Annotated in this window: 8 protein-coding genes; all 8 read right to left on the bottom strand. The window is 45.5% G+C overall.

Annotated features, from left to right (window positions below):
• Window positions 1–1659 (bottom strand): RelA/SpoT family protein (locus Q0200_RS04635; protein WP_297938330.1); only part of this gene is annotated, 1659 nt, incomplete at its 3' end.
• The gene (locus Q0200_RS04630) at window positions 1643–1861 is read right to left on the bottom strand and encodes a DNA-directed RNA polymerase subunit omega (protein WP_185898514.1); all 219 of its coding nucleotides are present in this window, start codon (window positions 1859–1861) and stop codon (window positions 1643–1645) included. The genes Q0200_RS04635 and Q0200_RS04630, both read right to left, overlap by 17 nt.
• A gap of 15 nt (window positions 1862–1876) precedes the next feature.
• Window positions 1877–2596 carry a UMP kinase gene (gene pyrH, locus Q0200_RS04625; protein WP_002948445.1) on the bottom strand — a complete coding sequence of 240 codons (720 nt, stop codon included), beginning with the start codon at window positions 2594–2596 and terminating at the stop codon, window positions 1877–1879.
• 71 nt (window positions 2597–2667) lie between these two features.
• The gene (locus tag Q0200_RS04620) at window positions 2668–3918 is read right to left on the bottom strand and encodes a peptidoglycan DD-metalloendopeptidase family protein (RefSeq protein WP_297938323.1); all 1251 of its coding nucleotides are present in this window, start codon (window positions 3916–3918) and stop codon (window positions 2668–2670) included.
• Window positions 3915–4724, bottom strand: coding sequence for an FtsX-like permease family protein (locus Q0200_RS04615; protein ID WP_297938320.1), 810 nt, complete (start codon window positions 4722–4724; stop codon window positions 3915–3917). The genes Q0200_RS04620 and Q0200_RS04615 overlap by 4 nt, the downstream gene beginning before the upstream one ends.
• The gene (locus Q0200_RS04610) at window positions 4711–5382 is read right to left on the bottom strand and encodes an ABC transporter ATP-binding protein (RefSeq protein WP_297938317.1); all 672 of its coding nucleotides are present in this window, start codon (window positions 5380–5382) and stop codon (window positions 4711–4713) included. The genes Q0200_RS04615 and Q0200_RS04610 overlap by 14 nt, the downstream gene beginning before the upstream one ends.
• The gene (trmB, locus tag Q0200_RS04605) at window positions 5366–6541 is read right to left on the bottom strand and encodes a tRNA (guanosine(46)-N7)-methyltransferase TrmB (protein ID WP_297938312.1); all 1176 of its coding nucleotides are present in this window, start codon (window positions 6539–6541) and stop codon (window positions 5366–5368) included. The genes Q0200_RS04610 and trmB overlap by 17 nt, the downstream gene beginning before the upstream one ends.
• The coding region (locus Q0200_RS04600; protein ID WP_297938309.1) for a hypothetical protein at window positions 6541–7412 on the bottom strand (872 nt) is incomplete at its 5' end. The genes Q0200_RS04600 and trmB, both read right to left, overlap by 1 nt.

Here is a 7412-nt window from a genome sequence, read left to right as displayed (position 1 = left end):
CACGTCTTGTAGGTAAACCGAGTCAAACGCGGCTCTAAAAATTTTCTTGGTCAGATTTTCAGTCTCTAGCCACTGCTCGATAGTTTGAGAAGGTACGGCAAAGATACCGCTTAAAATTTCGATCGCGACCATATTGTTTATATCTCTTATCTTTTGCTTGCAGTACGATCGGATCGTGGCTCTAGCCTTGCCCGTTTTTACGCTGCCTAACCACGAACAGCGGTATTTTGGCTCATCGCCGGTTACGATACTAACGATATCGCCGTTTTTTAGCTCCGTTAGCAGCGGTACTCGCACGCGGTTTACGTAGGCTTCTTTAGCGTGCAAGCCTACGTGCGTGTGTATCTCGTAAGCGTAATCAAGCGCCGTCGCTCCGCGCGGAAGCGTGAATATATCGCCCTTTGGCGAATAGACCGCGACGTCTTCGACATAAAGGCTATCTTTTGCATATTCGTAGAGCTCCTCGGGGTTTTCGCTCGCTTCTTCCATACCGTTTTCTATACCACTGATGTCGCTTAGCCAGTCAAGTTTCGGATTTAAAAAGCCGCCACTTTTATATTTCCAGTGCGCTGCGACGCCGTACTCTGCGGTTTTATGCATATCAAAGGTGCGAATTTGAACCTCAAAGATGCTTTTGTTATCAAATATCGTAGTGTGTATCGTTTGGTAGCCGTTTTGCTTCGGTAGCGCGACATAGTCTTTGAAGCGCGAGATTAGAGGGTTAAAATTTATATGCAAATTTCCAAGCACCAAATAGCAATCCTGCGGCTCTTTAACCAGTACGCGCGCAGCCAGCAGATCTAGCACCTCCTCGATCGAGATGCCTTTTCTCTGCATTTTTAGATAGATCGAATAGTGATGTTTGATACGCTTTTGTATCTCAAAGTCGTTTTCGCTAAAACCGTTTTTGAGTAAAATTTGAAAAATTTTGTCGGTAAACGCGTTTAGCTTTAGCACGAGCTGCTGTTTGTGTTCGGTTAAGTAATCGTCGATTTTTTTATACTCTTCGGGCAAAGCATACTTAAAGCTAAGATCCTCAAGCACGTTTTTGATCGACGAAATGCCCAGCCTATGCGCGATCGGAGCGTAAACCATCAGCGTCTCTTCAGCGATTCGTTTTTGCTTTTCCGGACGCAAAGCTTGCAGGGTGAGCATATTGTGCAGTCTATCGCAAAGCTTTACTACGAGCACTCTCACGTCCTCGATGGAGATGAGCAACATCTTGCGAAATGTCATCGCAGACGCCGCCAAACGCTCGTTTGACTCCGAGCTTGCGAGCTTATCCTCTCTGATGGCTACGATTTTAGTTAGCCCCTCAACTAGCTTTGCGACCTCTTCGCCAAAGTCCTCTCGCACGCTCTCTATAGACCTATCCGTATCTTCGACCACATCGTGAAGCAAGGCGGCAACAATCATATCCTCGTCTCCGCCCATGTGCGCCACGATGCAGGCCACTAGGATAGGGTGTATCGCGTACGGTTCGCCGCTTTTTCTAAACTGCCCCGCATGCGAGATAACGCAGCACTCGATCGCGCGCTCTAAATTCGGCGTAAAATTTATCAGCTCGCTAAGCAGCTGTCTCGCCTGAGCGACGTCCTTGCAAGCGGTTATATCGTCGATTAATTGTTCTAGTAAAAATCCGCTATTTAGCTGCTTCAACTATGCCCTCTAAAGCTATCTTGCCCTCGGCTATCTCGCGTAGGGCGATATCGGCAAATTTCATCTTAGTAACGTCGATATCAAGCAAGCTTTTTGCGCCGCCGGCTAGAGCCTCAGCTCTTTTTGCTACGACTAAAGCCAGCTTATATCTATCGTCTCCGACGAGTTTTAGAGCCTTTGCCGCTACTTCTTCAGATCTCATTTATTCTCCTTAAATTTAATTTCTTACGATAGAGCAAAACGCACTCTCGTCGCCTTGTATGATTTTGAGCAGGTTTCCGTCTTTAAACATATTGCACACCAAGATCGGTAACGAATTATCCTTAGCTAACGCAATTGCCGTATCGTCCATCACTTTGATATCGTCACTCATAGCAAGCTCGTAGTTTAGCTCTTTCAGCAACGTCGCATTTTCAAATTTATGCGGGTCTTTGTCGTAAACGCCGTCCACTTTCGTAGCTTTGATTATCATATCTGAATCTATCTCGATAGCGCGCAAGGTCGCCGCCGTATCGGTAGTGAAAAATGGATTTCCAGTTCCCGCGGCAAAGATCACGACGCGGCCTTTTTCGAGGTGTCTGTTCGCGCGTCCGACGATGAAAGTTTCACAGATAGCTTCCATCTTTATCGCGCTTTGTACGCGCACATCCAGACCCACGCTCTCTAGCGCCTCTCTCATCGCGATAGAGTTTATCACGGTAGCTAGCATGCCCATGTGATCGCCGCTGGTGCGCTTTATGATGCCGTCTCTAGCCGCGCTAACGCCGCGTATGATGTTGCCTCCGCCGATAACGATACCTACTTGGATGCCGTTTTCTACTAGCTCTTTGATCTGTTTTGCGATAAATTTAAGCACCGCGTTATCTATACCAAAGCCGCTGTCTCCAGCTAGCGCCTCGCCTGAAAATTTAACTAAAATTCGCTTTTTTCGCTCCATTTTTCATCTCCTTAAATTTTCGGATTTTAGCTAAATTTGCTTTAAATTTTGCTAATCTCGGCGCGCGAGTGCTATTTTAGACTGATTAGCTCGAGTGGGTCTATGTGGTAGTTTTTCTGCGTAACTTCAAAAGTCAGATCTCGCTGCACGCGCCCGATGACGTAGCCTTTTTGCACTTTTGCACCCACTTTTACGGTAGGGGCGATCTGGCTAAGGTGCGCGTAGATCGTGTGAATGCCGTTTGGATTTTCGATGATGACGACCTTATCTAGCATCGCAGTTTCTTTGGCAAAGACCACTTTGCCGTTAAATACGCTTTTTACCTTTGCGTCGGCAGAATTTGCGCTTAGCACGACCGATTCGTTAAAAATTTTGATGTTATAGATGGGATCTACGTAGTTGCCGAATTTTTGCTTGACCGTAAAGCCATCAAGCGGCGCGATCGTCTTTTCGCCGCTATATTTTTTAACAAGACTCGTTTGATAGCTCGAGCCAAACTGCTTCACGTCGCCATCAGACGCGCTTGCGGCAGCCTCGCCTTTTTTGTCTTTCTTATTTTTTTGAGCTTTGGCTTCGGCTGCTTTTTGTGCGGCCAGAGCCTTTTTAGCCTCCTCGCTCTCTCTTTTTGCGACGATTTTTAGCTCTTCTAGCGTCCTTCTGATCTCGTCTTGTTGAGCTTGTAGGCGCGAGAGTTGCTTTTGATAAATTTCCTTATCTCGCTTTAAATTTGCCAGCGTTTTCATCTGCTTATCTTGCAGGGAAACTAGCTCGGCTTGCTTAAATTTAAAGGTTTTTAAATTTGACTTTATGCCATCTATCTTGTCGTTTTGGGTTTTTATCAAATTTTGCGTACTTTCGTACTGCTTGGCTAGCTCGTTAAAATCATCCTTTAGCACCGAGTTTAGCTTGCTTAAAATCTCGGTGGCGATGATGCTATCCACGCCCTCCTCATACTCTTTTGGCATTATGAGATCGAAAGAAAACTCGTCTGAGATGATGCGCACGATGCTTTTTTGGATATTTTTTTGACTTTGTGTGAGATCTTTGTTTTGCTTTACTAGCTCGTCAAGCTCGCCGCTAACGCTTTTTGCGCTATTTTCCAGCTGCGCTATTTGGACGATGAGCTCCTTCATCTTATCGTCGGTTTGCTTGACGCTTTTTTCGCCGCCGAGTATGTCGCCGGCTAGGTCGTCAAGCTTTTTATTTAGCTGCTTTTCAAGCTCTTTTGAGGACTCGAGATAGGTCGTTTGATTTTTTATCTTTTCGCCCGTGCTTGCATTTAAGCAAATCATGGCGGCCAGCAAAACGTAAATTTTTCTCATATCGCCGTTGCTTTTCTGGTTACGAGATAAACGGCTAAAAAGCTAATCGCAAGCGAAACACCCAGCAGTACTCCGCCCTCGTAAAACAGATCAATTGCCGGCAAATTTATATTTAGATCCGCAGCAACCTCTTTAACGGGCTGTAAATCCGGCAAAATAATATAAAACACCGCCACCAAAACGGTCGCTATAAACGAATCAAACAGCGCGTTTTTATATAACGCGCCCGATTTTAGCCACGACGGAGCTCCAAGCAAAGTCATTATTTCGATGCGTTCCTTGTGCTCGTATAGCCAAATTCGCATCTGTTTTGCGATGAGCATAAGCCCGATTAACCCGATTAGCCCCGAAAATATCGCCGAAATATTTTTAATCAGCTGCATGATTTTATAAATTTTATCATGCGTTTTTGAAAAGGTCTCAACCCTGCTCACGCCGTTAATCTTTGAAATTTTATCCTTTATCTCTTGCATATATTGGGTGCTTGGAAAGGCATTTAGCTTTAGCGAGTAAAATTTAGGCAACGCGTTTTGCAAAACGGCGATATTTTTTGATGAAATATCTTTAGAGAGCTTCTCTAGTACGGGCTTTGAACTAAGCGGTTCAAGAGATTCAAACGTATGAACGAGCGGCTTTACGTCGGTAGCGTTTAGCTCGTTTTGACTTACGATGATGATGTTGTAGTCTTTGTTCATCACGGACTCATACTCGTCCACCACTCGCCCGACTAGCAATATAAACTGAATGCCCACGAGTAACGCCATAAGCGGAATTATAGTGCTTAAGTGGTTTTTAAAGAATTTCATATAGGCGTCCATTTTCTATAGCAAGATGTCTGTAGGGTACTCTTAGCGAGCTTGGTACTTTGTGCGTGACGACCACTATGCAAGTACCTAAAAACTCCTTAGCCGAGCGCAAAAGCCCCCAGATAACGTCGCTTGAGTATTCATCGAGGCTGCCCGTCGGCTCGTCGCAAAGTAGCAAATTTGGATTATGCGCGAGCGCTCTAGCCATCGCAGCTCGCTGCTGTTCGCCGCCGCTTAGCTCGTTTGGATATTTGTGCGCTCTGTGGAGCAAATTTACATGCTTTAAGAGCTTGGTCGCCTGATTTTTACAAACGTTAGCGCTAAGGCCTTTTATCATTAGCGGCAGCATCACGTTTTTTTCGATGTTCCACTCGCTTATCAAGCGGTAGTTTTGAAAAACCACGCCGATGCGCTGCCTTAGTTTATCTAGATTTTGCCCGCCAAGATTCATCATATCGGTTAGGCAGACGTTTAGCGAGCCAGCACTCGGTTTTATCTCGCCGTAAAAAGATTTTAAAAGCGTTGATTTGCCGCTGCCGCTTTGCCCGGTGATAAAAACGAAATCATTGGCGTAAATGTCAAATTTTGCGTCCGTTATGAGCTTTTCACAGCCCTCGTATCCTAGGCAAAGCCCGCTTGCGCTAATTATTTTTTGCATCCGCCAAATACTCCTTCAACGCAAGATGCGCCTTTAAATTTTCAGCCGTAACGAGCGGCTTTTTTATAAAATATTCCGCGCCTTTTTCGCCGAGCAAAACATAGCAGTGCTCGGGCGCGTTAAATGAGCCAAACGCCGCGCGAATCAAAATTTCGCCGTCTTTTTCGTATTTTTCTTCCAAATGCAAGAAAAAATCATCCTCTTTTATCGTTTGGTTGCTAAATTTAGCCGAGATCTTGCTCGCGTCGTAGCCGTTTTCAAATTTTAGCTCGCCCTGATCGGCCCTTGGTTCGCTTTGCTTTTCGCAGGTAAAGATAACGTCGTAAATATCTTTTTGGTGCCTTTTCCAGCGGTCTTCATATTTGCTGCTCACTTTTAGGTCGCGGTTTTTGTAAATTTGCACGTCGGCGTCGCTTAGATCTAAAATTTGAGCCAAAGTAAAGTCCGCATACTCGCGGCTATCGGTTCGCAGCTCAAATTTACCGCCCACTTTTAGCGTTCGCTCGCATTCCAGGGCAAATTTAGCAGACGCCACGCGCCTATGAGGAGCGTCATCCCAAGGCACTGGAAAATGCAAGAAAATCTTATCTATAAAATTTGACTCTACAAGCGATAAAAGTAGCCTCGCGTCGCAGTTTACGAGCATGACGTTGTTTAGATTTCGAGCTTTAGCCAGCTTTGCGACCTGCTCGAGCGAGGGTTTATAGACCTCGATACCGACGACTAACGTATTTGGATTATTTTCCGCCTGAAATAGCAAGTGCCTGCCCGAGCCAAATCCGATCTCGATAAATTTGCTCTCAAATTCGCTCTGATTTAAATTCTCAAGCAGCTCGCCCACGCTAAATATCACCGAGTCTTTTTGCGTGAGGCGCGTGTTTTTTACCGCGATGGCTTCGCTTAAAATTTGATCGCAGTAAAGCTCTTTAAATTTAACCAAAGCATTTTGCAAAAGCCCTATTTTGGCAGGCTTCGTTAGCTTTTCGCCCTTTACGACCCAGTCGCTTTCACGCTTTTTTAGCGTGATAAAAAACTCCTCGCTAGAGCTTTTGGTATAAATAAGGCTTACGCCCTGCCTGCCGCGAGCCTCCCACAAAAAGCTTATCTCGCCGCAATCTTTTGGCGTAAAATTTACGTTTTTAGCTATAAAATTGGGCATTATTCGACGGCTATCTCTGCTTTAGCAGAAGCGTCGGAGCTTATGCCGTATTCATCTACGGCGATAACTTTGTAGCTATATTTTTGCCCGTAAGCAACGCTATTATCGACAAACTCATTGCCGCTTATATTTGTAAATTTCTGCTCGCTTCCTCCGCCGTCTCTTATAACGGTAAAGCTTCTAGCCTTATCAGAGGCATTCCACGTGAGCTTAACCGCCGTACTGTCGGCCACGATAGATGATACGACCGGAGCGTCGATAGCACCTAGCGTCATACCAATGATAGGCTCGCTAGGCTTTTTAGACTCTAGGCCGTCTTTATCGACGATGGTGATTTTATAGTACCTGGTCGCGCCGTTTTCGTTTATGAGATCCTCGTAGCTATTAGACGTGGTTTTGACAAGGTAGGTGTAGGGCATAAATTTGCTTGACGCGCTGTAAATTTTATAGTAGCCAAAATCGTCGCTAGCCACGCTGTCCCACGTCAAAATAATCTTTTTAGGCACGTTTTGAGTAGCCTGAGCGTTTACGACCTCGCTTGGCAGCTGCTTTGTCGTAGAGTCCACGATCTCGCTAGGTTTTGAGATCGTTCCGCTAGTAGTTTTTACGAAAACTCTATATTTATAGCTTCTACCAGGCTTCACGTCGTCATCGATATATTCGGCGTTTAGTCTGCCTTTTACCTCGGCGATTTGTCTCCAGTTTTCTTTATTTATATCGGCTTTTTCGACGACGTAAGACGCCGTGCGAAGGTCCGGATGCGGTCTCCAGATGAGTTTCACGCGCTCTGGTAAATTCGTAAGCGCTCTAACGAAAGGCACGGAATCCATAAGCGCCTTAGTGGTGGCACTAACGATCATGCCCGGGCCTG

The organism is uncultured Campylobacter sp., from assembly GCF_938045225.1.
Taxonomy (GTDB): Bacteria; Campylobacterota; Campylobacteria; order Campylobacterales; family Campylobacteraceae; genus Campylobacter_A.
This window is presented reverse-complemented; position numbering and strand designations above follow the sequence as displayed.

Excerpts from the sequence above, each read along its gene's own strand:
- Q0200_RS04610 (WP_297938317.1), bottom strand. The coding sequence starts at position 5,382 with ATGCAAAAAATAATTAGCGCAAGCGGGCTTTGCCTAGGATACGAGGGC.
- Q0200_RS04620 (WP_297938323.1), bottom strand. The coding sequence starts at position 3,918 with ATGAGAAAAATTTACGTTTTGCTGGCCGCCATGATTTGCTTAAATGCA.
- trmB (WP_297938312.1), bottom strand. The coding sequence starts at position 6,541 with ATGCCCAATTTTATAGCTAAAAACGTAAATTTTACGCCAAAAGATTGC.
- Q0200_RS04615 (WP_297938320.1), bottom strand. The coding sequence starts at position 4,724 with ATGAAATTCTTTAAAAACCACTTAAGCACTATAATTCCGCTTATGGCG.
- pyrH (WP_002948445.1), bottom strand. The coding sequence starts at position 2,596 with ATGGAGCGAAAAAAGCGAATTTTAGTTAAATTTTCAGGCGAGGCGCTA.
- Q0200_RS04630 (WP_185898514.1), bottom strand. The coding sequence starts at position 1,861 with ATGAGATCTGAAGAAGTAGCGGCAAAGGCTCTAAAACTCGTCGGAGAC.